Annotated in this window: 25 protein-coding genes; 12 read left to right on the top strand and 13 right to left on the bottom strand. The window is 70.2% G+C overall.

Annotation, left to right across the window (positions count from 1 at the left end):
* Positions 1-172: 172 nt before the first annotated feature.
* A complete protein-coding gene (sigJ, locus tag OG587_RS37580) occupies positions 173-1,111 on the bottom strand; it encodes an RNA polymerase sigma factor SigJ (protein ID WP_329083560.1) in 939 nt (312 codons plus the stop codon).
* 266 nt (positions 1,112-1,377) lie between these two features.
* Positions 1,378-2,601 carry an MFS transporter gene (locus OG587_RS37585; RefSeq protein ID WP_329083561.1) on the bottom strand — a complete coding sequence of 408 codons (1,224 nt, stop codon included), beginning with the start codon at positions 2,599-2,601 and terminating at the stop codon, positions 1,378-1,380.
* A gap of 86 nt (positions 2,602-2,687) precedes the next feature.
* On the opposite strand from OG587_RS37585, the gene OG587_RS37590 reads away from it, so the two are divergent.
* Positions 2,688-3,626 (top strand): GlxA family transcriptional regulator, encoded by a 939-nt coding sequence (locus OG587_RS37590; protein ID WP_329083562.1) that lies wholly within the window; start codon positions 2,688-2,690, stop codon positions 3,624-3,626.
* Positions 3,627-3,900: 274 nt separating this feature from the next.
* On the opposite strand, the gene OG587_RS37595 is transcribed toward OG587_RS37590, so the two are convergent.
* Positions 3,901-4,548: a hypothetical protein gene (locus OG587_RS37595; RefSeq protein WP_329083563.1), complete on the bottom strand. Its 648-nt coding sequence runs from the start codon at positions 4,546-4,548 to the stop codon at positions 3,901-3,903.
* Positions 4,549-4,560: 12 nt separating this feature from the next.
* Here OG587_RS37595 and OG587_RS37600 point away from each other — a divergent pair, with 12 nt between their 5' ends.
* Positions 4,561-4,875 (top strand): hypothetical protein, encoded by a 315-nt coding sequence (locus tag OG587_RS37600; protein WP_329083564.1) that lies wholly within the window; start codon positions 4,561-4,563, stop codon positions 4,873-4,875.
* A gap of 28 nt (positions 4,876-4,903) precedes the next feature.
* On the opposite strand, the gene OG587_RS37605 is transcribed toward OG587_RS37600, so the two are convergent.
* Together OG587_RS37605 and OG587_RS37610 are read right to left on the bottom strand one after the other, a co-directional pair.
* The gene (locus OG587_RS37605; protein ID WP_329083565.1) at positions 4,904-5,140 is read right to left on the bottom strand and encodes a hypothetical protein; all 237 of its coding nucleotides are present in this window, start codon (positions 5,138-5,140) and stop codon (positions 4,904-4,906) included.
* Positions 5,137-5,535: an ATP-binding protein gene (locus OG587_RS37610; protein ID WP_329083566.1), complete on the bottom strand. Its 399-nt coding sequence runs from the start codon at positions 5,533-5,535 to the stop codon at positions 5,137-5,139. The genes OG587_RS37605 and OG587_RS37610 overlap by 4 nt, the downstream gene beginning before the upstream one ends.
* A gap of 77 nt (positions 5,536-5,612) precedes the next feature.
* Between OG587_RS37610 and OG587_RS37615 the strand changes: the two genes are divergently transcribed.
* From OG587_RS37615 to OG587_RS37625, 3 genes are read left to right on the top strand one after another with little or no spacing between them, the layout of a single operon-like run.
* Positions 5,613-6,620 (top strand): helix-turn-helix domain-containing protein, encoded by a 1,008-nt coding sequence (locus OG587_RS37615; RefSeq protein WP_329083568.1) that lies wholly within the window; start codon positions 5,613-5,615, stop codon positions 6,618-6,620.
* Positions 6,621-6,627: 7 nt separating this feature from the next.
* Positions 6,628-6,825 (top strand): DUF397 domain-containing protein, encoded by a 198-nt coding sequence (locus tag OG587_RS37620; protein ID WP_329083569.1) that lies wholly within the window; start codon positions 6,628-6,630, stop codon positions 6,823-6,825.
* Between the two features lie 47 nt (positions 6,826-6,872).
* Positions 6,873-7,139, top strand: coding sequence for a DUF397 domain-containing protein (locus OG587_RS37625; RefSeq protein ID WP_329083570.1), 267 nt, complete (start codon positions 6,873-6,875; stop codon positions 7,137-7,139).
* On the opposite strand, the gene OG587_RS37630 is transcribed toward OG587_RS37625, so the two are convergent.
* The 7 genes from OG587_RS37630 to OG587_RS37660 all read right to left on the bottom strand — a co-directional run bounded on the left by OG587_RS37630 (position 7,118) and on the right by OG587_RS37660 (position 11,641).
* Positions 7,118-7,318, bottom strand: a complete 201-nt coding sequence (locus tag OG587_RS37630) for a hypothetical protein (RefSeq protein ID WP_329083571.1) — start codon at positions 7,316-7,318, stop codon at positions 7,118-7,120. The two genes, OG587_RS37625 and OG587_RS37630, sit on opposite strands and share 22 nt — an antisense overlap.
* A gap of 27 nt (positions 7,319-7,345) precedes the next feature.
* Complete coding sequence (locus OG587_RS37635; RefSeq protein WP_329083572.1) at positions 7,346-7,597, bottom strand: hypothetical protein; 252 nt, start codon at positions 7,595-7,597, stop codon at positions 7,346-7,348.
* Positions 7,598-7,918: 321 nt separating this feature from the next.
* The gene (locus tag OG587_RS37640; protein ID WP_329083573.1) at positions 7,919-8,923 is read right to left on the bottom strand and encodes a hypothetical protein; all 1,005 of its coding nucleotides are present in this window, start codon (positions 8,921-8,923) and stop codon (positions 7,919-7,921) included.
* Positions 8,923-9,222 carry a hypothetical protein gene (locus OG587_RS37645; protein ID WP_329083574.1) on the bottom strand — a complete coding sequence of 100 codons (300 nt, stop codon included), beginning with the start codon at positions 9,220-9,222 and terminating at the stop codon, positions 8,923-8,925. The genes OG587_RS37640 and OG587_RS37645 overlap by 1 nt, the downstream gene beginning before the upstream one ends.
* Before the next feature lie 358 nt (positions 9,223-9,580).
* Positions 9,581-9,967, bottom strand: a complete 387-nt coding sequence (locus OG587_RS37650) for a YbaB/EbfC family nucleoid-associated protein (RefSeq protein ID WP_329083575.1) — start codon at positions 9,965-9,967, stop codon at positions 9,581-9,583.
* The gene (locus OG587_RS37655; protein ID WP_329083576.1) at positions 9,967-10,365 is read right to left on the bottom strand and encodes a YbaB/EbfC family nucleoid-associated protein; all 399 of its coding nucleotides are present in this window, start codon (positions 10,363-10,365) and stop codon (positions 9,967-9,969) included. Before OG587_RS37655 ends, OG587_RS37650 begins: the two co-directional genes overlap by 1 nt.
* Before the next feature lie 235 nt (positions 10,366-10,600).
* The gene (locus OG587_RS37660; RefSeq protein ID WP_329083577.1) at positions 10,601-11,641 is read right to left on the bottom strand and encodes a helix-turn-helix transcriptional regulator; all 1,041 of its coding nucleotides are present in this window, start codon (positions 11,639-11,641) and stop codon (positions 10,601-10,603) included.
* A 152-nt stretch (positions 11,642-11,793) separates the two neighbouring features.
* Between OG587_RS37660 and OG587_RS37665 the strand changes: the two genes are divergently transcribed.
* The 3 genes from OG587_RS37665 to OG587_RS37675 all read left to right on the top strand — a co-directional run bounded on the left by OG587_RS37665 (position 11,794) and on the right by OG587_RS37675 (position 17,161).
* Positions 11,794-12,927 carry an epoxide hydrolase family protein gene (locus tag OG587_RS37665; protein ID WP_329083578.1) on the top strand — a complete coding sequence of 378 codons (1,134 nt, stop codon included), beginning with the start codon at positions 11,794-11,796 and terminating at the stop codon, positions 12,925-12,927.
* A gap of 332 nt (positions 12,928-13,259) precedes the next feature.
* Positions 13,260-14,582, top strand: a complete 1,323-nt coding sequence (locus OG587_RS37670; RefSeq protein ID WP_329083579.1) for an SWIM zinc finger family protein — start codon at positions 13,260-13,262, stop codon at positions 14,580-14,582.
* Positions 14,579-17,161, top strand: a complete 2,583-nt coding sequence (locus tag OG587_RS37675) for a DUF6493 family protein (protein ID WP_329083580.1) — start codon at positions 14,579-14,581, stop codon at positions 17,159-17,161. Before OG587_RS37670 ends, OG587_RS37675 begins: the two co-directional genes overlap by 4 nt.
* A 196-nt stretch (positions 17,162-17,357) precedes the next feature.
* On the opposite strand, the gene OG587_RS37680 is transcribed toward OG587_RS37675, so the two are convergent.
* Complete coding sequence (locus OG587_RS37680; RefSeq protein WP_329083581.1) at positions 17,358-17,555, bottom strand: hypothetical protein; 198 nt, start codon at positions 17,553-17,555, stop codon at positions 17,358-17,360.
* A gap of 158 nt (positions 17,556-17,713) precedes the next feature.
* Between OG587_RS37680 and OG587_RS37685 the strand changes: the two genes are divergently transcribed.
* From OG587_RS37685 to OG587_RS37700, 4 genes are all read left to right on the top strand, one after another.
* Entirely contained in the window at positions 17,714-18,487 is a 774-nt protein-coding gene (locus tag OG587_RS37685) for a TetR/AcrR family transcriptional regulator (protein WP_329083583.1), read from the top strand.
* On the top strand, positions 18,484-20,088 hold the full coding sequence (locus tag OG587_RS37690) for an acyl-CoA carboxylase subunit beta (RefSeq protein WP_329094120.1): 1,605 nt from the start codon (positions 18,484-18,486) through the stop codon (positions 20,086-20,088). The genes OG587_RS37685 and OG587_RS37690 overlap by 4 nt, the downstream gene beginning before the upstream one ends.
* An 8-nt stretch (positions 20,089-20,096) precedes the next feature.
* Positions 20,097-22,127, top strand: a complete 2,031-nt coding sequence (locus OG587_RS37695; protein WP_329083584.1) for an acetyl/propionyl/methylcrotonyl-CoA carboxylase subunit alpha — start codon at positions 20,097-20,099, stop codon at positions 22,125-22,127.
* Positions 22,128-22,200: 73 nt separating this feature from the next.
* The gene (locus tag OG587_RS37700; protein ID WP_329083585.1) at positions 22,201-23,013 is read left to right on the top strand and encodes an enoyl-CoA hydratase-related protein; all 813 of its coding nucleotides are present in this window, start codon (positions 22,201-22,203) and stop codon (positions 23,011-23,013) included.
* Positions 23,014-23,077 lie beyond the last annotated feature (64 nt).

The raw sequence follows: 23,077 nt of genomic DNA on the forward strand, positions 1-23,077 counted from the left end.
GAAGGCCGACACCGGTCTCCCCAAGGGGGAGCAGAGCGCGGTCGTCCTCATCCAGCCGACGGGTGGCCTCGGCGACCCCCGGCGCCGGTCGGTGAGGCCCGGCCGCCCACAGGACTGGGAAACCGACGCGCAGGCGAATCTTTCCGATCTCGACTCCGTACAGGCCTTGGCGCTATGGCCCCATCGTCCACGGCCGGAGCTTGTCGGGGTTGCGTACCGCCCAGAGGTGCTTGATCCGATCGCCCGCGACATCCAACGCCATCACCACCACGGTGACACCGTCCTGCTGAACCACCAGGCCGGGCTCACCGTTGACCGTACGCTCCAGGATCACCAGGTCGGGCACCCTGAAGACGATGTCGACGGCGTAGTGCGCGATCTGCTCGGCGCCTTCGATCGGGCGGAGCACGGCACTGACCAGGCCGCCGCTGTCGGCGATCCCCGTGGCGTCTGGGTCGAGGAGGCCGATGAGGGCGTCGATGTCCTTAGCCTCCCATGCCTGCTTGAAGGCCCTGACAATGTCGGCGCGCCGGGCCGCCGGGGTCGCGGGAGCCTGTGAGGCGCGGATGCGACGGCGGGCCGAGGAGGCCAGCTGACGGCAGGCCACGGGGGTACGGCCGACGATCTCGGCCACCTCGGCGAAGGGGTAGCGGAAGACGTCGTGCAGGACGAACGCGACCCGCTCGGCCGGGGTCATCGAGTCGAGCACGACGAGGAAGGCCATGGTGACCGACTCGTCCAGGGTGACCCGGTCGGCGGGGTCGGCCGGGGTGCCGCCCGGCCGCCCACTGATCCACTCCGCACGGTCGGGCAACGGCTCGGGGACCCATTCACCCACGTAGCTCTCACGCCGGGCCCGCGCCGAGCCGAGCAGGTCGAGACAGACCCGGCTGGCGACGGTCGTCAGCCAGGCGCCGGGGGATTCGATGGCCTCCCGCTGTTGCCGGGACATGGCGTACCAGCGGGCGTAGGTCTCCTGGACGACGTCCTCGGCGTCGGCCAGGGAGCCGAGAAGCCGGTAGGAGAGATTGATCAGCTGACGCCGCTCGCTCATGATCGCGCTCAGGCCCGGCTCGAACCGGCCGTCTCCTGGCTCGGATGGGGTGGTCACGGTGTCGCCGGCTCCCTCGGTCGCATCTGCCCTCACCGGACCGACGAGACAACCCCTCGGAATGTGAGGTTGGCGCGTCGCCTCACATTCCGAGGGCTTGTCTCGTCGGACTACCAAGACACCATCCACCACGCAGGAAGGCTCGGCGACCCCGGCCGGTACGCGGACCGTCGTTGAGAACCCGCGCCGGAACGGGTGACCGTCCCCGCGGCCGGTCACTTCGTGACGGGGACCAATCCCATCAGGTCGCGAGCCTCCCAAGCTGGTCAGACCCGGCGCAGGCGGCGGATCGGCGGGATGAGCAGAAGGGCGGCGCAGACGGCGGCGGTGACGCCGGTCGAGACGAACAGCAGGTCCCGGGGTTCGACGATCGAGGAGACCGGGCCGATAAGGGCCTGGCCCACGGCCACGCCCGAGACCGAGCCGGCGACCTCGTAGGCGGTCACCCGGTTGAGGACGTCCGGGGCCACCTGCGTCTGGACGCTCGTCGACCACATCACCGACCAGAACGCCCAGGAGGCGCCGCCGAGCAGATGGCCCGCCATCAGCGGGAGAAGCGGAAGCTCCAGGGCGACCGACAGCGGGATGCAGGTGAAACCGGTCAGGGCGAGCGCGCCCGCGGCCAGGGGGCGGCCGGGGCGGAAGCGGATCGCGACCAGGCCGCCGATCACGGTGCCGGCGCCGAGGGCGGCCATCGCCCAGCCGTAGGCGGCTTCCCCCAGGCGGTCGCCGATCAGCCGGGAGCCGAGCGGGATGGAGGGGCCGAAGACGAACATGCCGAAGAAGACCCAGACCAGGATCACCGACCACATCCAGCTGCGGGAGCGGAACTCCACCCAGCCGCGCCGCAGGTCGAACAGGACCGTCGAGGACTCCCCAGCCCTGACGGCGGGGGCGAGCCTGATCAGGAGCAGGCAGAGGCCGCTGACCAGGAAGGTGGCCGCGTCGAGGGCGTAGACGGCGCCCGCACCGGTCAGCGCCATCAGCACTCCGGCCAGGACCGGGCCGCCGAGCTGGGTGGCCGCGTCAGCGATCTTGAGGGTGCCGTTGGCCCGCTGGGGGTCCTTCGCGACCAGCGGGACCATGCCGTTGACGCCGGGCTGGAACATCGCGGCGGCCGTGCCCGCCAGCGCGGAGGCGACTATCAGCAGCCACAGCGGCGGGGTTCCGGTGAAGAACGCGACGGCGAGCACGCCCTGGGTGACGATCCGCACCAGGTCCGCGCCGACCATCATGGCGCGTGCGCCGAACCGGTCGGAGAAGACCCCGCCGAACAGCACGAACAGCACGAAGGGCGCCGTCCAGACGGCGAGAACATACCCCACGCCCGAGACGCCGTAGATGGCCCCGACCGCCAGCGCCGTCGCGACCGGCATCATGGCGTCGCCCAGCAGCGACACCACCCGGGCCGCGAAATAGAAGGAGAAATCCCTGGTCCAGAGCGTGGGCGGGGCGCTCGGGGCATCTTCACGGTCGAGAATCGCGGTCATGTGACGAATTCCATGACCACTCATTCTGGATATCAGCGCACATCCACACAGACGCCCTGAATGACATTGTTGGGTACATTCTTGCCATGAGGCATCGCGTGGTCGCCCTGGTCGGCCCCACCCAGGAGATGTACCCGGTGACCTGCGCGTCCGCCGTGTTCGGCTACCACGGTCCTGACATCCCCCGGCTCTACGACTTCCGGCTCTGCGCCGAGCGGCCCGGCCCGATCCCGACCACGCTGGGCGCCGACATCGTCGTCCACGACGGCCTGGAGGCCCTGGCGGAAGCCGACACGATCCTCATCGCGGGCTGGTGCCCCGGGCCGGACTTCTCCGCCGAACTCGGCGCGGCGGTCCTGGCCGCCCACGGCCGCGGCGCGCGGATCGTCGGGATCTGCGCGGGCGTCCACGTCCCGGCGAGCCTGGGCCTGCTGGACGGTCGCGGCGCCGCGGCCCACTGGGAGCTCACCCACGAGCTGGGCCGTCGCTACCCGAGGGTCCGCGCCGACGCGACCGTCCTGTACGTCGACCACGGCGACGTCGCGACGGCGGGCGCCACGGCCACCACCGTCGACCTGTGCCTCAACCAGGTCAGGCGCGACCACGGCGCGGCCCTCGCCATGCGGATCGGCCGGCAGCTGGCGGCGGCCCCGCACCGGGAGGGCCGCCAGCGCCAGTACCCCGCGCTGCCGACGAGCGGGCCGGTCCCCGACTCCCTCGCCCCGCTCCTCGACTGGATAACCGCCAACCTCGACCGGCCGCTGACCCTGGAGGACATGGCGACCCGGTCGGGGATGTCGGCGCGCACCCTCAGCCGCCACTTCACCGGGCAACTCGGCATCTCCCCCGGTCGCTGGCTGCTCGACCGGCGCATCGCCGGCACCCGCGCCCTGCTGGAGGAGACCGACCTTCCGGTCGAGACGATCGCCCAGCGCGTCGGCCTGTCCTCTGCGGTCAACCTGCGCCGCCGCTTCCACAACGCGCTGAACACCACCCCGGCCGCCTACCGGCGCTCCTTCCGCTGACCGGCGCCCGGCGGCGCTGCCGCGCGTAAGGCGGCGAACCATGCCACCAGCACTGTCGTCTTCTACCGGGGGCTCCACGTCTGTTCCCGGCCTTCGACGTCTCCTCCGGAAAGGCCCGCAACGCCACCATCGGCGTCCAGGAAATCCCAGCCGGGAACCACGTCTTGGCGCCGTTGGGCTCGCAGGCGACGAACGCGCCGCCGTCCGTCGGGGCTGTACGCGGCTTCTTGTTTCTCGGCGGCCCGTGCCTTCCGGGGATCGGCCACACCCTCTATCAAACGCTGGAGGTTTGGAGGGTGGCGGTTTCCTCCCGGGCGGTCCAGAGCCGCGCGGACATCCATGCGATACCCACGGCCGCGATCACCAGGCCGACCAGGTAGACCGGTACGGGCACCGCGTTCCTGAGCGAGCCTGGGATCATGCCGACGGCGTAAAGCGCGATCGCGACGACCGGGAGGGCGCCCGAGCGCAGGGCCGCGACGCTGAAGATCAGGACTCCTACGATCAGGACGACCGAGGTGACGAGGAACGCCCGCCCGGTGCCCCCGGACAGCAGCCCGTCGATCGTGGCCTTGCCCAGCAGCGGAAAGACGTAGTGCAGCGTGTACTCGATCGCGAACGCCCCGGCCAGGCCGGCCGAATTGAGCAGGTAGCCGATGAGGCCGAGTCTGCCTGCCGTATCGCGTATCAGTAAGTAGAGGCCGGTGATCACGAGTAAGCCGGTGAGCGCGCCGAACGGTGCGATGGCATGGGTGACCGCGGTCTCGGGCAGCACGCCCGCGCGGCGCAGGACGTTGATCAGCAGCAGCGCGGCACAGACAAGGCCAGCCGCCCCGGTGGCCCGGTAGAAAGCCGATTGATGCATGGGGATACTCCATTCCTGTCGGTCATAACGCTCGTTATTGTGCGCGTTATCGGCCATTACGTTGAGTAGATGCGCAGAGACGTAAGCACCCCGAAAGAACTGGGCCAACTACGCCATGAACTGCTCGAGGCGGGCATGCGCGTGCCGCGGGAGCACCGGGGTGCCGGATTCCTCGAGGTGAATGCGAAGAATAGCGACCGGTTCCGCGGCTCGCGCATCCCGCGGATGAGCATCGACGGCCGGCGGCTGTACGGCACCGCCTTCCGTACCCTCGGGAAGTTCGAACGGCGCGTCAGGGAAATCAGCGAGCTGAGCGACCGCGCCACCTCACCGGCCCGCGACGGCCTCACCGGCGGAGCCCTGCGTCCCCGTACCGACCGGTGAGACCCGGCCGGTACGGGAAACACCTGGATCAGCCGTCATTCGGCTCGTGATCGCCCGGTGGACACGACGGGTTGCACAACACGTCGACCCAGACATCGGCGACCGGCGCGGTGATCCGCTCGACGGCCTCGGCCGGAAGTACGTCGTCCGTGATGTCGGCCCAGATCATGCGTACGGCGGCGGCCAGCGTGACGATGGAGGTTCCGCATCGCACGCAGACGCGCACGTCACCGGGCATGTCCAGGACGGACAGCGGGCCGCTCATCGGGATCCCGGCTCCACGCAGACGAACCAGACGGTCTTGCCCTCCGGCGCGGACTCGACTCCCCACCGGTCGGCATAGGCCGTGACGATCGCCAGCCCGCGACCGTGTTCTGAATCCGGGCCTGCCGGAAGCGGGCTCGGCCACACGATGCTGTGGTCGGTGACCTCCCCGCACACGATCCGCCCGTGCCGGTGCAGCGAGAGCGTGATCGGCGCCTTCCCGTGCACGACCGCGTTGCTCACCAGCTCGGACACCACCATGGTCACGTCCTCCGCCACGGCGGAGATGCCCCAGGCGACGAGGACTTCCCGCACCAGCCGACGCGCCGCGCCGACCACTTCGAGATCGGCGGGCAGATCCCAGTACGCCTCAAGAGCCTTGCGAGGTGTCTTCATAAGTTCTCCAGCGGAGGCGAGACCGACAGAAGGATCAAGACTGCGAGGCCGGGATCCGGCCAGGACAACGACCGACGTTGCACAGCATCACGAAGCACTTACAGAACGTGTTCGTCGACGCGCCCTATGATGTGGCCTGCACAGACCAAAATGCAACTCTCATTTTGAAACTCGACCGATATGTCTTCTCTTACGCTGAGTGCTCTACGATCGACACCCTTACCCCTTGGAGGCAAGCGATGACAAACGGTGGCCAGGGCCCAACGGTGCGCCGCCGACGTCTGGCCACCGAACTCCGACGTTTGCGCGAGGCTGCCGGCCTGACCATGGAGGAGGTCGCTCAATCACTGGACATGTCGCGGGCCACGATTTCACGCCTCGAAACAGGCAAAACGGCCCGACCACGCCCTCGCGACATCCGGGACATTCTGAAGCTGTACAAGGTAGGAGATCTCCAGCAGGAGGCGGTCATGGACCTCGCCCGAGGTGCCCGCGAACGAGGGTGGTGGGAGCAGTACAAGGGTGTCTTCACAGGTACCTACGTAGGGCTCGAAGCGGAGGCATCCTCAATTGACACTTTCGAACCTCTTGTGATTCCCGGCTTGCTGCAAACGTCCGCGTATGCGGCCGAGCTGGTTCGAGCCTCTCTCGCTGACCCAGCCGAGATCGATAAGCGCGTGGAAGCTCGGATGCGCCGACAGGAGATTCTGCAGCGCCCGAATCCGCCCCGATATCGGGCGATCATCGATGAGGCGGCCCTACTACGGCCAGTGGGTGACACGGAGGTCATGCGCGATCAATTTCGCAAGTTGATCGATACCTGTTCGCTTGAGCACGTGACCATTCAGGTCATGCCGATGTCAGCCGGTCCACACATCGGCCTGTGGGGGCAGTTCGTCATTCTCGGGTTCCCTGAATCCACCGACCAGAACGTTGTCTACATTGAAACTCCGACAGACAATCTCTATCTCGAAGAGCCCGAACACCTCGAACGTTATAACCTGGTGATGCAGCGCCTCGTCATCGACGCACTTGGAGCTGACGCCTCGATCGCGCATCTGTCCAAGCTAATCGACCGGTTGTGAGGCACCGATGGATCTATCCAGCGCAGAATGGCACAAGAGCACACTCAGCCAGGGCGACGGCAACAACTGCGTGGAGGTCGCCCGGAACCTTCCCGGCATCGTCGCGGTACGTGATTCGAAGGCCCCCGACGAACCGAGCCTGATCTTCACCTTCTCAGAGTGGTCCGCCTTCGTCAGCGGCATACGAGACGGCCGGTTCGACTGACCAAAACCCGCTGCATAGACACAACCGCGATGAGCCGAGAGGAAATCATGGACTTTAACCGACCCTATCCCCTGACCTGGCGAAAGAGCTCCCTCTCCGGCTCGGGCGACAACTGCGTCGAGGTCGTGACACTCCCCGGTCGCTGGCTGCTCGACCGGCGCATCGCCGGCACCCGCGCCCTGCTGGAGGAGACCGACCTTCCGGTCGAGACGATCGCCCAGCGCGTCGGCCTGTCCTCGGCGGTCAACCTGCGCCGCCGCTTCCACAACGCGCTGAACACCACCCCGGCCGCCTACCGGCGCTCCTTCCGCTGACCGGCGGACGTCCTGACGCCTGACTTGCCCAGCACCGTCCTGCTGTCGTCCTCGGGGTCGGTGTACTCGGCCGGCGGCGTCATAGCCATGGTGTCCACGAGGAACTGCTGCCCCGGCACCGAGCCCTTCTCCGCAGGCAACCCCGTGGGACCCGGCCCGGTGCGGCGGCGCCCGGTCACACCGAAGACGACCGGGGCAACCTCACGTCACCGCAGGCCGTATCCGTTGCCAACCGGCGGCTCCTCCGACTCGTCGTCGTAGTAGACCGTCACGAAAGGCCAGGGATCGCCCTCGTCATCGGTGTCGTTGTGGAAGACCAGATCGCGGATCTCGATGTCGCCCATCTCCTCCAGAGTGGCGGCGAGCCTTCGCAGCAACGTGGGCACGTCTTCCTGCCCCTCGCCCTGCGGGTTGTTCAGCGAGAAGTGCCGCGTTTGGTACCCGACCCGGTCAGCCATCTACTCCCCCTTCCGGCCGCGCTTCTGCGCATTCCGGTCGCCCTGGAACTTTTCTTCTGCATCGCGCGCGGTTGAACGGCCTACGGTCATAAGGTCACCCGAAGTTCTCAGTTTCCAGATCCGCCTGCTCTTCCTCGTGACCGCCGTCGGCGGGACAAGGTCATCACCGCTGTGGAGAAATCCGACGAGGTTCTCGACGGGGCATCCCGCGTACAGGCTCATCGAGCGGGTCGTTGACCGCTGGGCCCACAATGTCGTCGTCAGTCGGATGCGTGAGGATTCGCTCGATCGGAGCATAGCCTGGTTGGTCTGCATCTGCCGCTACCACGTCCTCCTCTTTCCGTCAGGCCCGAACGGTTCGGTGTTGTACCCGTTGTCGGCGGCGTTGCTGCCGTCCTGCTGCGCCTCCAGCTCCTCCCGCTCCCGCTGCTCCCGAGCCCTCTTCTCCCTCCGGGTCTCCTTCTTCGGGACCTCCTTCGAGGGCTCCCTGCCACGCTTCTGCGCATTCCGGTCGCCCTGGAATTTTTCCTCCTTCTTTCTCTTCTGCTCCGCGCTGTTGGCGGCCGCGCGGTCATAAGGTTTCCCCGCCGCCTTCGCCTCCAATGCCTCCTGCTCTTTCTTGCTGAGTTGCTGATTGGCCTCCGTACGGCCGCGGCCACCGCCGCGGCCACCGCCGCGCTGCAGGATGCCCGGGTTCTTATCGAAAGCGTTCCCGGCTCTCGAGGGCGGTATCCGGGCATGGCCGGCGCCCGCGAACGCGGGACTGCCCGGTCCTCCAGGGAGGCGCAGCTTCTCCGCGGCGCGGTCCACGGGCCCCTTCAGCCGGTCTATCATCCCGGGACCGAGACGCTTTTCGATGCCCTCCGCAACCTCGCGCACGATCCTCATGCCCGCGTTCCGGGTGGCGAGCAGGGTCTGTATGGTCGCCGGACCTGCCGCGGGGCCGAGTAACGAGGTATAGGCCAGGCGTACCGTAGCGGCGGACAAGACAGTGGCGATCGCCACCTTCGTGCCCGACGCCACGCCCCCGATGCCGTCCAGCGCCACCGGCGCGACTTTCGCCGCGGCGGAGATCTGCGCCATGTGGCCGGTCTCGTTGCCCGTCGTCTGCCAGTAGCTCTGTAGCTGGGTAGCCCCTTCGCCCTTGTACGAGTCGGACGTGCTCCGTACGGCGGTGTCGGCCCCACCGGCCCCCCTCTCGGAGCCGGCGTTCGCGACGCGGGCGACATCGCCGTGGGCGTGGATGATGTCCTCGTTGACGTTCGGAAACCACACGCCCGACAGGTCGCTGACCGTCTGCAGCGTCGGTGGCAGCATTATGGCCATCAGTCGATCTCCGGCATATAGCTGGCGTAATCCGCGGCCTCGACGTCACGAGACGTCTGGATGACGTTGTCTCCCGTCCCGTACATCACACCTGACGCGGCGCCTCTGGCCTCGACCATGGAATGGCAGCTGTCAGCCCATATCTTGTTCAGCACCGAGAAGAGGGGATCCGGCCCCCACGATTCGGCGCCGCACTCTCGCAGCCGCTGTACTGCCGCTTCGTGCTCCGCGGCATAGCTGTGTACGTGTGACGCCTGCCGTTCCAGCGTCTCCCTGCTCGCTTCAACCCCCGAACTCATCTCTTAACAATAGCCACTTAAGCCCCACATGACGCATGAAAGTAAACATTCAGGTCATGCACAGGATGTGACCTTCGGACCGGGTACGACCGTCCGTCACTTTGATCAGTCAGGCGGACGATGGCGTGACCTTCTGGCGTCCGGCCTGGTCAGAGCGATGCCTCGCGCGAGCGGGTGGCTCCGGTGACGAGGCGATGCCATCCCGTCACCCCCATCGGCATGCCCGGCCACCTCCCGGGCCGCCGGTTCGGTCACCGTAAGCAACCCAGAACCACACTCCAGCACGGTCGCGCAACGTGACCAGGACAATTCAGGCCGCGAAAAGGCTGAATGCTTATGTATGGGGTGGATGCCGGTTTTAATCCAGAAGGCTCCTCGCTTGCCGGTATATGGCAGTGAGGTCGATGGACGTACCGGGGAGTGCCTCTTGGAGCGTCTCGTGGAGAAGGCCGTCGGCCTGTCGCTGAGCGTTCTGCTGGGCCCGGTGCACCGCCAGGAGGATCTGCTCCGACAGGGCTTCGCTGCCGCCCTTGACCGCGCGCGGATCAAGGGTGACCTCGATCACCCGACCGTCGGACGCCACGGTCGCGCGCACGTGCCCACTATCGCCTTCGCCCGTGCCGACGATCTCTGTCAGCTGCTCCTCCCGGGCCGCGAGCAGAGCCTGGAACCTGTCGAGCTGCTCCTCGGCCTTCACGATATCCCGTGGGCGGATGTCGCTCGGATCGATGTCGTACCCGAACATCACGACTGCCGGTACATGTCGTGGGCGGCGGCCTCAACCCGTTCGCGGACAAACGTCTCGTCCAGCGGCTGGGGAATTCCCGCCGAGGCGGCCGCGTCCTCGACGATCTCGCCGGTGCGCCGCGAGGCGTCCTGCTGCGCCAGCCGGATGGCCTCGGTGACCTCATTGCCGAGTGCCGCCACGCTGAGACGGAGGGCCCGCGGGTTGATGTCGACCTTGGTCAGAGAGCCGCCGCTGTTGGCGGTCACGCGGACCAGCCCATCGGCGGCTTCGCCCGTTCCCTCGACCTCTCCGATCAGGTGCTTGGCCTGGCGCAGCCGACTCAGCGCCGTCTCGGTCTGTTCGATGACCTGTTCCATATAACGGGCATCTTCGCCAATTTTGGGCGGAAAGGGCATTTCGGATCCCCCGTATCGATGATCTCTGGCAGAGAACTGTTCACGCAGATGTTAATGGGATTTATGTTGACATGGTGGCGCCCTGATCCTCAGCAGCGGCCAGGCAGGCTGCTTGGCCTTGCGCACTCCTGATCGCCCACCCACAGCACCAGACGGCCGGGGACGCCCTTCTGATCGTGACGCCGGACGAGATCATCGAGTGCGGACCGCCACGTCGGCCAAGGATGGCAGTACGTCAGGTCGGTGGCACGCCGACGCCTCCGCCTGGAGCGGTGCTGACATCCCGGTCCTCTGCCGGTAGGCGGCCGGTCCCGTCGAGACCCCCTGCGGCGCGGACCGCGCGGGCGCCCGCCGCACGCAGGTACGCCAGCAGTTCGGGCGGCTCGTGCACCTGGAACTCGCAGCCGAGCATGAGCAGCCGCGAGGCCAGCCACTCCAGGGTGTCGGCACGCCCGTGCAGGCGGCAGCTGTGCTCGTCGATCGGCTGGACGTCGTCCGGGGCGATGCCGAGCCGCTGCGCCACCTGGCCGGCCGGAAGACGCAGGGTCGCCAGCACCTCGTAGGTGGGGACCGACGAGTACAGCCTGTCGGTGATGAAGGCGGCCTCGTCCTGCTCGGGCGGCTCGCGGGGCGGGACCCGCACGCCGGTCGGCCGCGGATCACTGATCCGGTCGACGCGGAAGGTCCGCCAATCATCGCGATCGTTGTCGTAGGCCAGGAGGTACCAGCGACGTGCGGCCACCACCAGACGGTACGGCTCGACCAGGCGTCTGGTCTCGCTCCCGTCACCCGTCTGATAGGCGAACCGCAGGCGTTCGCGGTTGGCGGCGGCGCCGGCGAGCACCGTCAGGTTCTGCGGATCAACGTTCGGCCCGTTCCCGGTCGGCATCGAGACCAGGACTGCGGCCGGCGCGGCGACCCGGTGCCGCAGCCGGGACGGCAGCACCTGCTCCAGCTTGGCCAAGGCCCGCACGGACGCCTCCTCCATGCCGTCCACCGGAGTCCCGGCCGCCATGCGCAGGCCGACCACGATGGCCACCGCCTCCTCATCGTCCAGCAGCAACGGTGGCATGGCCTTACCTGCGGCGAGACGGTAGCCGCCCACCGCCCCCATCGTCGCCCGCACCGGATAACCCAGCTCACGCAGGCGATCGACATCCCGGCGGATCGTACGGGGGCTGACCCCCAGGCGCTCGGCCAGCTCGCTGCCGGGCCATTCGCGCGGGGTCTGCAACAGGGACAGCAGTTTGAGCAGTCGTGCGGGCGTGTCGCTCATGGGGTCCATCATGCCCGGCCATATGGGACAGGAACTGACCTACATGGTTCCTACTCTCGATCATGTCACCGCGACGCACCACCCGGGCCTGCCGGGAACGACGTGGCGGGACGCCGCCCGCCATGCGGCGGGCGTACCCACTGAGGAGAGTCATGAGCACCGAGGTCCGCCCCTTCCGCATCGATGTCCCCCAGGCAGACCTGGACGACCTGCGCCACCGGCTGGCCCGCACCCGATGGCCCCGGCGACTTCCCGGCGAGGAGTGGAGCCGGGGCGTCCCCGCCGACTATCTCAAAGACCTGGCCGAATACTGGCGCAGCGGATACGACTGGCGCCGGCACGAGGCGCGGCTGAACGAGTTTCCCCAGTTCATGACCGAGATCGACGGCCGGGACATCCACTTCCTGCACGTGCGCTCCCCCGAGCCCGACGCCCTGCCGATCATCCTCACCCACGGCTGGCCGAACTCGTTCGTGGAGTTCGCCGACCTCATCGGCCCCCTCACCGATCCTCGCGCGCACGGCGGCGACCCGTCTCAGGCGCTCCACGTCGTCGTGCCGTCGGTGCCCGGATTCGGGTTCTCCGCGCCGCCGCGCGAGACCGGCTGGAACGTCACGCGCGTGGCACGGATCTGGGCGGAGCTGATGCAGCGCCTCGGATACGACCGCTACGGCACCCAGGGTGGGGACTTCGGCGCGTACGTCGCCCCGGAAATCGCCAAGATCGCCCCGGATCACGTGATCGGCGTCTATGTCATCGCCGGGCTCGGCTTCCCCACCGAAGCCGACGTTCCCGAGATGACCGACGACGAGCGGGCGGCCTACGCGCAGCTCCAGAAGCAGGACTGGATGAGCGGCGTGGACCATCATGGGCTGCTGCGCGCGGCGCCCCAGACCTTCGCCTACGGATGGCACGACTCCCCGGTCGCCGCGCTGGCCTGGATGACACAGAAGTTCAAGGAGTTCGCCACCGCCGCGAAATCGCCGGAGCAGGTGATCGATCGCGACCTGATCCTCACCAACGTGAGCCTCTACTGGCTCACCGGGACGTTGGGAACCTCCTCCTGGCCCTACTACGACAGCACGGGCTTCGGCTGGCCGGAGGGGCAGACGGCGGCGCCGACCGGCGTGTACAGCGGACCACCCGGAATCCGCCGGTTCGCCGAACGACACAACATCATCGTTCACTGGCCGGAGGACAATCCAGGCAGTCACCACTTCGTCGCCATGGAGCAGCCCGGTCACGTCGCCGCCGACATCCGTGAGTTCTTCGGCAAGGTCCGCTGACCTTCGCCCGCGGCCGCGTCTCTCACGCCCGGTGACGCGGCCGCCTGGAGCGGCGCCCGATGTTCATCCGCCTCGACGAAGGCGACGTGGTGTGGGCCGACGGCAACCGCGAACCCGTCGACGTGATACCGCCGGCCACCGGATACCGGCCCAACCTCGATGAACGGGCTCGGCGCCCTGGACGGGCGTGGCCACCCGCGCCATGGCCGGGAGCCGGTCCACCCCCGTCCCGGACTTGGTTTCCTCGGCCTGGAACGGCAGCGCACCCCCGCTTCCAACATCCTGCGCGGAGTGGGCGAGAAATGTCGGTGATCACGGTTACGGTCCCGATCATGACCAACGCGGTGCAGGCGTACGCGTACGCCGGACCCTCCACACTCACTGCCGGGCGGCTGGCCCTGTCCACCTCGGGCGGGCGTACGGCACGCGGCCCGCTGAGCCATCCCCGGTTCTTCAGCGGCCTGCTGACCGAGGCCGCCCCCGCCGCGGCCGGGCTGCTCGCCGTCGCGAACGTGGCACAGGCCCGTTACGACCGCCCGGCCCCGACCTTCTCCCGCGATCCGGTGGTGACCTGCAACGGCGACCGGCTCCGGTTCGAGTCGTTCTCCGCCTGCGGCGGCGTCTACGCCCGCCTCGACGTGCTGGAACGCGCCCTCGACGGAGAGGTGGTCGACCTGGGCACCACCAACGTCGACGTCAACGGCCCGCTGCGCGAGGCGCTGGCCCGGGTCGGCGGCGCCGACCCCCTCCACCTGGGCGTCGGGCGGGACGAGCTGGCCGTCACCACCCTGGACGGCGCGGTGGTGGAGAAGAAGGTGCCGCTGCCCGAGCGGTGGCTGCGCGGCTTCGCCGAGGTCCAGCTCGTCACCGCGGGTTTCGACCTGCGGGCGGAGCTCACCGGCCCGGAGGCGGTGCGTTTCCTGCGTACGCTGCCCCGCCGGGTCGGCTCCACCCTGTGGGCGGTGCCCTCGGGCCGCTCACTGCGGCTGACCTCGGGTCCGGGCCCCGGCGCCGTCTGCCTGCCGGGGCCGGACCGGCTGGCGACGATGCTCACGCTGCTGCGCTTCGCCAGGACCCTCAGGCTGTACGGCCCAGCCCGCCCGGACACGACCGTGGCGAGCGCGTGGGAGCTGGAGTTGCCCGGCATGCGCTACGTGCTCACCCTGTCCCCGGACAGCGAGCGCTCCTTCTCCACCGAGGGTGCCGTGCTCCGGACGCTGGCCTCCGACGACGCCGCGGACGACGCCGACCTGATCGGCGCGTTGCTGGCCTTCGAACCGAGGGTGGAGCCCGACCTGCTGGCCGAACGCTCCGGTCTGGACGCGCCCCGGGTACGGGCCGCGCTGACCCAGCTCGGCGCGGCCGGCCGGGTGGGCTACGACACCGCCGAGGCCGGCTACTTCCACCGCGAGCTGCCCTACGACCGCGACAGGGTCGCCGCGATGAACCCGCGCGCCAGGGCCGCCCGCGAGCTGGCCGACGGCGGGGCGGTACGGCTCGACGGCCCCGGCCTCGCCCTGGTGACCTCCGGCGACCAGGTCCGCGAGGTACGCGGCACCACCTGTACCTGCCCGTGGTGGGCCAGACATCAAGGACAACGAGGGCCGTGCAAGCACGTGCTCGCCGTACAGATCACGAAGGGAGCCCAGGCGTGAGCGCGTGGGACGACGTACGCGACCTGATCGACGAGTGTGACGCCGACGGCGTCGCGGCACTGGTCGTGACCCTGGACGACGCCGCCAGGCGCGAGGTCGCCAAGCAGCTGCCCGGACACCTCAAGGACATCCGGCTCTATCTCGACTCCTGGCGCGGCGCCGGAGAGCGGGCCGAGGCGCTGCGCGCGGCGGGCGCCGGCACGATCGCCGCCGCGGCCTCCGTCGCGTCCTGGCTCACCCGGCGCGGCCTGGTCGGCGCCGACGAGCAGGTCGACGACACCCGGCGACTGCTCGACCTGGTCGGCACCCGCCCGCCCGCGTGGCAGGCCGAGCTGGCGACGCGACTGGCGGGGAAACTCCGCGGGCGCGACCCGAGTTACGAGCTGACCGCGTCCCTGATCCACCGGACGGGCATCGAACCGCCGACCGACGACGGTTTCGTCGTGGGCTGGGTGTCGGCGGTGATCGGCCACCAGCGGGTGGCCGACGTGCTGGCCGCCGACCCGCTGCTGGACACGCTCCTGCCGCGGATCTTCCACGCCCAGGGTGTCGGTGCGGCCCTGCAGTGGGAGGGCCACACCTCCGGCAGCACCTGGCTGGGCGGACTTCACACGCTGGCCGCCGGTGGCCGGGTCGACCGCGCCATGCTGCTGGACGGGTGCGTCGGCCGGTTCCTGCGCGGCGGCACCGCACTGGAGCTGCGCTTCTTCGTCCGCCTGCACCAGGCGCTCGAACCCACCCACGCCGAGGTGGCGCCCCGGGCCCGCGACTATCTGCGGCTGCTGCCGTCCGCACCCGGCACGGTCGCCGAACTGGCCCTGGGTCACCTGCGCGAGCTGCCCGCCGTATCCCCCGGCGACTTCGCCGAGGCCGTCGAGGCGCTGATGTACCGGCCGGAGAAGAAGCTCGTGCGCGCCGGCCTCTCCTGGCTCGACCGGTCCGTGCGGCTGACGCCCGAGTACGCCGAGGCGGCGACCGCGACCCTGGCGGCGGCCTTCGCTCACGAGTCCTCCGACGTGCAGGAACGCGCCGTCCGGCTCGCCGTCGAACACGCCGCGCACCTGGACCGGGCACCGCTGCGCGACGCGTCCGCCGCCCTGCCCGCCGATCTGCGCGCACGCCTCGGCGTCTCGGAGAACCCGGGCGAGGAGGACGATAAGCCGCCCCTCCTGATCGCCCCGGAACTCCCCCGGGTCGAGTTCCCGCCGCCCATCACCACGGCGGCCGAGCTCGGCGCGGAGTTCACCCGGCTCGCGCGCGACCCCTTCGACCAGTTCGGCTGGCGGGGTATCGAGCGGCTGATGGCGGGGCTGGTCGAGCTCACCCACCGGGACCGTGAAGCCGTGCGGGCGGCCCTGGCCTCGGTGCCGGTCCGCACGTGGGAAAGGGGCGAGAACGGCGACCCTCTGACGTGGCTGTGGGCGGCCATGCAGGCCGTCGCGTCTCCCTCGACGGCGTCGCCCGCCCCCCGGGTTCCGGACCAGGGCTGGATCTCGGTGCCGCACCTGCTGATCCTGCGCCGGATGGCCGAGCTCGTCACCGCGGCGCGGGCGGGCGCCCTGCCGCCGGTGCTGCTCGCCACCCCGACGAGCGTCGGCGGCCATGTCGACCCCGCCGAGTTACTCGCCCGGCTCGAACGGCTGGAAGCGGTGGACATGGACCCGCCGAACGCCGATCTGCAGCAGGCGTTGCTGCGACTTCCCCGGCGAATCGACGCCGAGGTGGCCGCGAGGGCCGCCCGGCTCACCACCCCCGCCGGTCGGCTCGTGGCGCGCTGGCTGTCGGGGGAGGGGCTGGCCGATCCCGTCGTGACGGTCCGGTACGGCTACAGCGAGGGCGCCTCCCACCGCTGGTTCGACGACGGGCAACCGCCGCCGTACCACTACAACCCGCGTGCGGCCTCGTTCGTCGCGGCCTCACCGGTCGAGCTCGACCTGGTCGACCTGGTCGACCTGCTGTGCCGCGATCCCAGGACCTACGTCCACGGCCTCGGCGGGTGCATGGGCTGGTGGGCCGGAGTCATGCCCTCCCATCGCGAGGTCGTCGCGGCCCACCTGCTGCCGTTCTTCAGCTGGGATTGGCCCGACAACAGTCCCCGGCTGCCGATTCTTCACGATCTCGCCCGTGCCGACGGCCCCCTTGGCTCCGCCTTCGCGGCCATGCTGGCCTTCCACCTGAACAACGAGGATCCCGCCGAGCGCACGGCGGCTCTGGATCTGCTCCTCGCCCTCGCCGCGGCCGGTGACCTGCCCTCCGTCGACCTGGGAGACCAGCTCGGTCACCTGGTCAAGAACGGCATGGTGACGCTGAGCCGCGTCATTCCGTCGCTGACCGAGGCGGAACGGGCGGGCGCGGGCGCACAGGTGTGGCAGACAGTCGCGGCCGCTCTTCCCCGCGTACTGCCCGCCGACGGCGAGCGACCGCCCAGCGGCCTGGCCGACCTCATCGCGCTCGGCGTCAGGACCGCCCCATCCGGCGACACCACGCGGATCCCCGGCCTGGCCGCGGTCGCCGCACGCGGCGGGTCGAGCCGGATGGTCCGCGAGGCAGTCCGCCTCACCCGGCTGCTCCCTGCCTGAAAGAGACCTGAGCTGCTCCCTGCCTGAAAGAGACCTGACGGCCGAGCCTCCTGCCCCGCCGTACCCGAGAACCGCTGCTCCGGGGAAGGCGTACCGGGGGCTCGGCCGTCAGGAGTTCACCATCCGCCGGCCGGGACCGGGCCGCCGTGCGAGCGTACCGGCTCGCACGGCGGCCCGACGCGGACACAGAGGTCGTTCACCCCCCACCCCCGCTGTTCTTCCGGCCGGTCGTGAAGGCCACTCCCAGGCCGGCGCCGATGGCGATCCCGATACCGATGCCCATGGCCAGGTTGCCGAACACGACTCCCAGGGCGGCGCCGACGGCGACGCCGACGGCGATGCCGAGAGAGAGTCCGGTGGCGGCCTTCGATGCGTTCTCTGGCTTCTCATTCATCTGCTGTCGCTTCCCCCGCTCCTGTGGAACATGCGCTCACTTAGGCCGACATCTTGGTATATCGGCTGTCTTTGAGACCTGAGCTTCCCCGGACCGGAAAGGCGGGGGGTAGACGCCGTCCCTGGCAGAAGCATCGGTTGTGGGCTACCGTACTTGACGTGATCGTCAAGTCTGAGACCCTCGGCAGCCGGGGACGGCGCACCCGGGCGGCGCTCGTCCAGGCCGGGCGGGAGGCGTTCGAGGAGCGGGGGTACGACGCCGTGCGCGTCGACGACGTCTGCGCCCGCGCCGGGGTCTCGCACGGCACCTTCTACACCTACTTCGGCTCGCGCGAGGAGCTGTTCCGCGAGGTGGCGGCGACAGTGGTGGGCGAGATGTTCACCGCCAGCGTGGTCGGACCCGGCGCCCCCGGCGACCCGTACGCCCGCATCGAGGCCGCCAACCTGCTCTACCTGCGCGCCTGGGCCTCCAACTCCAGGCTGGTACGGATGCTGGAGCAGGTCGCGGTCACCGACGAGAGCTTCCGCGGCCTCCTGCTGGAGCTGCGCGAGGTCTTCGTGCGGCGGGGCGCGGAGGGGCTGCGGCGCCTGCAGGAGCAGGGACTGGCCGATCCGTCGCTGGACCCTCGGCTGACCGCCGTGATGCTGGGCGGGATGGTCGAGCACTTCGCCCACGTCTGGCTGGACCTCGGCGAGCACGCCGACGAGCGGACCGCCGTCGCGATGCTCTCCACGTTCTGGGGCCGGGCCATCGGCCTGACACCGGCTCCCGCGTGGGGTCCCGTTCCGGCACGAACACCGACGTCGACGCCGACGCCGACACGAACACCGGCACCGGCACCGGCACCGGCACCAACGCCAACGCCAACGCCAACGCCAACGAGCCGGATCGTCGATATGACGTCCGTGTCAACCAAGGGAGCGGGTTCATGAGCCGCCTGGACACCTCCGGTGAGGACTACCTGGCGCGGCGCGAGGCGATGCTCGCCAAGCTCGCGGAACTCGACGCCGAGCAGGCCAGGGCCGTGGCGGGCGGCGGCGGGAAGTACGTCGACCGGCACCGCGCGCGGGGCAAGCTCCTGGCCAGGGAGCGGATCGAGCTGCTCGTCGACCCCGACTCGGCGTTCCTGGAGCTCTCGCCGCTGGCGGCCTGGGGCAGCGACTTCCCCGTCGGGGCGAGCGTGGTCACCGGGATCGGGGTCGTCGAGGGCGTGGAGTGCGTGGTCATCGCCAACGACCCGACCGTGCGGGGCGGCTCGTCCAACCCGTGGACGCTGCGCAAGACGCTCAGGGCGGCCGACATCGCCTTCGAGAACCGGTTGCCGCTGATCAACCTGGTGGAGTCGGGCGGGGCCGACCTGCCGACCCAGAAGGAGATCTTCATCCCCGGCGGCCGGATCTTCCGCGACCTGACCCGCATGTCGGCGGCCGGGATCCCCACGATCGCCCTGGTCTTCGGCAACTCCACGGCCGGTGGGGCGTACGTGCCGGGGATGAGCGACCACGTGGTCATGGTCAAGGAGCGCGCGAAGGTCTTCCTCGGGGGACCGCCGCTGGTCAAGATGGCCACCGGGGAGGAGTCCGACGACGAGTCGCTGGGCGGCGCCGAGATGCACGCCCGCGTCAGCGGCCTGGCCGACTACCTGGCCGCCGACGAGCACGACGCGCTGCGGATCGGACGGCAGATCGTCAGGGGCCTGAACCGGCGCGGGTCCGGCGTCTCCCCCGGCGCCGTGCGTGACCCGCTGTACGACGAGGACGAGCTGCTGGGCATCGTGCCGGAGGACCTGAAGATCCCGTTCGACCCCCGCGAGGTGATCGCGCGGGTGGTGGACGGCAGCGAGTTCGACGAGTTCAAGCCCCTGTACGGCGGGAGCCTGGTGACCGGGTGGGCCCGCCTGCACGGCTACCCGATCGGGATCCTGGCCAACGCCCGGGGCGTGCTGTTCAGCGAGGAGGCGCAGAAGGCGGCGCAGTTCATCCAGCTCGCCGACCAGGCCCGCACCCCGCTGGTCTTCCTGCAGAACACCACCGGCTACATGGTCGGCAAGGACTACGAGCAGGGCGGCATCATCAAGCACGGCGCCATGATGATCAACGCGGTGTCCAACTCGTCCGTCCCGCACATCACGATCGTCATGGGCGCCTCGTACGGCGCGGGCAACTACGGCATGTGCGGCAGGGCCTACGACCCCCGCTTCCTGTTCACCTGGCCCAGCGCCAAGTCGGCCGTGATGGGGCCCGCCCAGCTCGCCGGGGTGCTGTCCATCGTCGGCCGGGCCGCCGCCCAGGCGCGGGGCCAGGTCTACGACGAGGAGGGCGACGCGGCGATGCGGCAGCTGGTCGAGGCGCAGATCGAGGCCGAGTCGCTGCCGTTCTTCCTGTCGGGCCGCCTCTACGACGACGGCGTGATCGACCCCCGCGACACCCGGACGGTTCTGGGCCTGTGCCTGTCGGCCGTCAACAGCGCCGCTTTCCACAACGCCAACGCCGCCGTCCCGGAGCCCTCGGGCTTCGGCGTCTTCCGGATGTGACCGTGACCATGCCCATGACCGCTGCCGCCGCGCCGATCCGCCGCCTGCTCGTCGCCAACCGGGGTGAGATCGCCCGCCGCGTCTTCCGTACCTGCCGCGACCTCGGCATCGAGACCGTCGCGGTCTTCTCGGACGCCGACGCGGACGCGCCGCACGTGGCCGAGGCCGACCACGCCGTACGGCTGGGCGGTGTCAGGCCCGCGGACACCTACCTGTCGGTGGAGAAGATCATCGAGGCGGCCCGCGTGGCGGGGGCCGACGCGGTCCATCCCGGCTACGGCTTCCTGTCGGAGAACGCCGCCTTCGCGCGGGCCGTGTCGGACGCCGGGCTGACCTGGGTCGGCCCTCCGGCCGAGGCCGTCGCCGCGATGGGCTCCAAGATCGAGGCCAAGGCGCTGATGGCCGAGGCGGGGGTCCCGGTGCTGCCGGGATTCGTCGCGGGGCCCGGCTACTCGGCGGGCGACCTGGACGCCGTGTTCAGCCAGGTGGGCGAGGCCGTCCCCCTGCTGGTGAAGGCGTCGGCCGGTGGCGGCGGGCGCGGAATGCGCGTCGTGCGGCCGGCCGACGACCTGCCGGAGGCGGTCGAGTCGGCGCGCAGGGAGGCCGCGTCGGCGTTCGGGGACGGCACGGTGTTCGTCGAGCCCCTGCTGGAGGGCGCCCGGCACATCGAGGTGCAGATCCTGGCCGACGGGTACGGGACGGTGTGGGCGCTGGGCGAGCGGGAGTGCTCGATCCAGCGGCGGCACCAGAAGGTGGTCGAGGAGACACCGTCCCCGGCGATCTCCCCGCCGATGCGGGCGCGGCTGCTCGACGCGGCGGTCACGGCCGCGCGGGCCATCGGGTACGCCGGCGCCGGGACCGTCGAGTTCCTCGTCCGGGACGAGACGGTCGCCTTCCTGGAGATGAACACCCGCCTGCAGGTGGAGCACCCGGTGACCGAGTGCGTCCACGGCCTCGACCTCGTCGAGTGGCAGCTGCGGATCGCCGAGGGCGCCCGGCTCCCCGCGTCGCCGCCCGAGCCGTCCGGGCACGCCGTCGAGGTGCGTCTCTACGCCGAGGACCCGGCCCGCGACTGGCTTCCGCAGAGCGGCGTCCTGCACCGCTTCGAGGTTCCCGGGGTGGACTCCCGCTTCGCGCCCGTACCCGGCGGGCGATACGGCCTGCGGCTGGACTCCGGCGTCGAGGACGGCTCGGAGATCGGCGTCCACTACGACCCGATGCTCGCCAAGGTCGTCTCGTACGGCGCGAGCCGCACCGACGCCGTGCGCAGGCTGGCCGCCGCGCTGGCGGGCGCGAGGATCCACGGCCTCGTCACCAACCGGGACCTGCTGGTCGAGGTCCTGCGCCATCCGGCGTTCCTCGCCGGGGACACCCACACCGGCTTCCTGGAGGAGCACGGGCTCACCGGTCTCCCGGCGCCCGATCGGGATGACACCGATCACCGGGAACGGCCGGGGCTCGCGCGCCTGTCCGCCCTCGCCGCCGCGCTTGCGGGAGCGGCGGCCAACCGGGCGGCGGCGACCGTGCAGGCGGGACTGCCGAGCGGGTGGCGCAACGTGGTGTCGCAGCCGCAGCGCGCCGCCTTCGCGGAGGCGGAGATCTCGTACCGGATCACCAGGGACGGCCTGCGGGCCGAGGGGTTTCCCGATACGGTCCTGGTCGGCGCGACGCCCTCGCTCGTCGTACTGGAGACCTCGGGCGTGCGGCACCGGTTCGCCGTCGCCCGCTACGACGGCGTGACGCACGTGGACTCCCCCCTCGGTTCCGTACGGCTCACCCCGCTGGCCCGCCTGCCGGAACCGGTGGAACACGTGCTGCCGGGCTCCCTGGTGGCGCCCATGCCCGGTACGGTGCTGCGGGTCGACGTCAAACCCGGCGAGGCCGTCGGGGCGGGACAGGTGGTCGTGGTGCTCGAGGCCATGAAGATGGAGCACCGGATCGCCGCGCCCGCGCCGGGCACGGTGGCGGCGGTGAACGTGACGCCGGGCCGCCAGGTCGAGGCGGGGGCCGTGCTGGCCGTGATCGAGGAGCAGACGTGACCTCCTCCCCGGATTCCCGGGCTCCGTGGAGTCCCGGGAGCCGGGAGGGGGTCTCGACGACGGAAGGACCGAGATGAAGAGCGACGGGGGCTGGCCGGTGGAACGCCTGGTACGCAGGGAGGTGTCCGGCGGGGTGGCGACGATCACCCTCGACTCCCCCCGCAACCGCAACGCGCTGTCGGTGCGGCTGCTGGGCGACCTGGAGGACCGGCTCAACTGGGCGCTGGCCGAGGAGAGCGTCCGGGTGATCGTGCTCACCGGGACCGGGACCGTGTTCTGCGCGGGCGCCGACCTGAAGGAGCAGCGGGTCGCGCCGGGCGGCGCGCACGAGGCGCCGGTGACCGCGTCGTTCCCGGAGATCATGAGCCTGATCTGGGAGAGCCCGAAGCCGGTCGTCTGCAGGCTGAACGGTACGGCGCGGGCCGGCGGGCTCGGCCTGGTGGCGGCCTGCGACTTCGCGATCGCCCCGGACTCGGCGTCGTTCGCGTTCAGCGAGGTGCGCCTCGGCGTGGTGCCCGCGATGATCTCGGTGACCGTGCTGCGGCGGCTCGACCCGCGCGCCGCCGCCGAGTACCTGCTCACCGGCGAGACGTTCGACGCCGCCCGCGCCAGGGAGATAGGGCTGCTCACCCGCGCCGTGCCCGAGGAGGAGCTGGACGCGACGGTCGCCCACTACACCGGCATGCTGCTGCGCGGCGGCCCCGAGGCGCTCGCCCTCACCAAGCAGCTGGTGCGGACCGTGCCCGAGCTGAGCGTCGAGGAGGGCATGCGCCAGATGGCCGAGCTGTCCGCTCGGCGCTTCACCTCCGCCGAGGGGCAGGAGGGGATCGCCGCCTTCATGGAGAAGCGGCCCGCGTCGTGGATCCCCGCGCCGGAGGCGAGCTGATGCCGCCGTACGACGAACCGGGGAACAGGGGCGGGCTGACGGCACGCGACGGAACCTCGCCACG

The sequence above is a fragment of the Streptosporangium sp. NBC_01469 genome (assembly GCF_036227305.1).
Classification (GTDB): Bacteria; Actinomycetota; Actinomycetes; order Streptosporangiales; family Streptosporangiaceae; genus Streptosporangium.